The sequence below is a fragment of the Pelotomaculum terephthalicicum JT genome, assembly GCF_022410535.1.
In the GTDB taxonomy this organism is placed as follows: Bacteria; Bacillota; Desulfotomaculia; order Desulfotomaculales; family Pelotomaculaceae; genus Pelotomaculum_D; species Pelotomaculum_D terephthalicicum.
The window spans coordinates 1-1,774 of sequence record NZ_JAKNBL010000089.1 but is presented as its reverse complement, the minus strand read 5'-3'; the positions used below and the strand labels follow the sequence as shown (position 1 = coordinate 1,774).

The 1,774-nt window shown below is 32.7% G+C and carries 3 protein-coding genes; all 3 read left to right on the top strand.

Annotated elements, in window-relative coordinates; translation table 11 throughout:
- The first annotated feature begins 256 nt into the window (after positions 1–256).
- The 3 genes from L9W92_RS18560 to L9W92_RS18555 all read left to right on the top strand — a co-directional run bounded on the left by L9W92_RS18560 (position 257) and on the right by L9W92_RS18555 (position 1,691).
- Positions 257–1,153, top strand: a complete 897-nt coding sequence (locus L9W92_RS18560; RefSeq protein ID WP_240085222.1) for a restriction endonuclease — start codon at positions 257–259, stop codon at positions 1,151–1,153.
- Positions 1,154–1,245: 92 nt separating this feature from the next.
- Positions 1,246–1,380: a hypothetical protein gene (locus tag L9W92_RS19100; protein WP_282442423.1), complete on the top strand. Its 135-nt coding sequence runs from the start codon at positions 1,246–1,248 to the stop codon at positions 1,378–1,380.
- Positions 1,356–1,691, top strand: a complete 336-nt coding sequence (locus L9W92_RS18555) for a hypothetical protein (protein WP_240085221.1) — start codon at positions 1,356–1,358, stop codon at positions 1,689–1,691. Before L9W92_RS19100 ends, L9W92_RS18555 begins: the two co-directional genes overlap by 25 nt.
- Positions 1,692–1,774: the final 83 nt, after the last annotated feature.

Genomic DNA, 1,774 nt, shown 5'->3' with positions numbered 1-1,774 from the left:
TGCGCTAACAGATCATGCACAACGGAGACATCCTTTTTCCTTTGCTGTAATATGGTCATTATATCCAGCAAGTTCCGGACAGGCAATACCGTCAGCTTTCGGCCATTTTAGGCTAGCGGAAACAGGATGTCAATACTTACCGATTGTGGTAATATGTTAGTAACAACTTATGTTCATAAAATTGCCTCATCGTGTGGCTGGTAATTTATACGGTAAGGTTTATAATGTTTAAGCTCATTTATTGGGGGGTAATGATTTGGCTCTACCATACGATATAAGCACTCAAATTATTCAATGTATTGGGACATGTTTCCATTTTAAGGATAATGTAGAATCATTTTTCGTTAGTTGTGGAATAAATAGACAATTGGCTTCTAAGTATCGTGATTTACCTAAATTTGTGTGGGCTAGAAATCTTCTTAATGATTTGGATGATCTTGAAAATGGTTACTTGTTACAAAGACGGATTTTAACTGAACTATGTAAATTTAGAAACATACCAGATAAGGCAGCACCAAATCCTAATGCTGGACTCGATAACCTTAGAAAGTTAAAACAACTTGCAATAGAAAATAAGTTTGAATTTGAAGAACTGAAGAGAGACACGAAGCAGAGAAAAAATATTGCCGTAGAAAAAGCAAGAATTATCATAGATAGAGCGGAAAAACTCAAAGATTTAAAATCAAATTTTCTTCAAAATCTTATATCTGATAATAGGCAGGCAGCTGGATATTCCTTAGAGGATATTCTGGAGCGATTATTTCCTTTATTTGACCTTGAATATAGAAAATCTTATAAAACTAATACACAGCAAATTGATGGATATTTTAAATTTGAGGGCTTTGATTATCTCGTTGAAGCAAAATGGCGAAAAGATCAGCCAAATGAAAATGAAATAGGTGGTTTTAAAAGAAAAGTTGACACTAAACTAGAAAGCACACGTGGGATTTTTGTCTCAATTAATGGATTTAGAGAAGAGGTTATTAAGGCATTTGAGGGAAACAAAACAAACATCTTATTTTTTTCTGGTGAAGATTTAATACATATTCTTGAAGGTAGAATAGATCTCCGGGAGGTAATCCGAGCCAAAATAGATAAAGCTGCACAAGAGGGGATTGTCTATCTGCCTGTTGGTAGTATGTTATCAAGATAAATAATGTATGGTTACCGGAACCAAAATATTAATTATATATTATTACAAACATAAGAAAATATAATATATTAGCTTGGAGGACTATTGCAGAAATGAATAAAATTGAAATTATTGCGGAATTAGATTGTCTAATAGAAGAAGGGGAGCAAATATTAAAAATAAAGTGGTCTCCAGCAAAAGAAATGTTTAGGAGAAATGAAATATGGGTATTAAAGATGTTTTGTTAATAGTTGTGCCAATTCTATCTGGTATCTTTGGCTCATACTTGACTTATTATTTTACAGTAAAATCAAAAAGAAATGAAGCAATATTTAAATTCAAAGAAGAGAAATACACAAAGTTATTAATTTTACTTAAAGGATTTGTCGGTAATACCACCTCTGCAGAGCTAAAAAGGCAATTTTTTGATGAACAATATAAATCATGGATATATTGTTCTGATGAAGTGGTAAAATCAATAAATGACATGATTAAATTAGCATCAACTCCAGCACCTAGTAGTTTGTTAACTCTTAAACTGTGGATAAAGCCGCTTTAATTTGGTTCTTGCTTCAGCGGTCGTAAATTGCCAGTCAACACCTTTTTGATTTCTATTTCTTGCGGTTTCCCAAACTGCCAGTT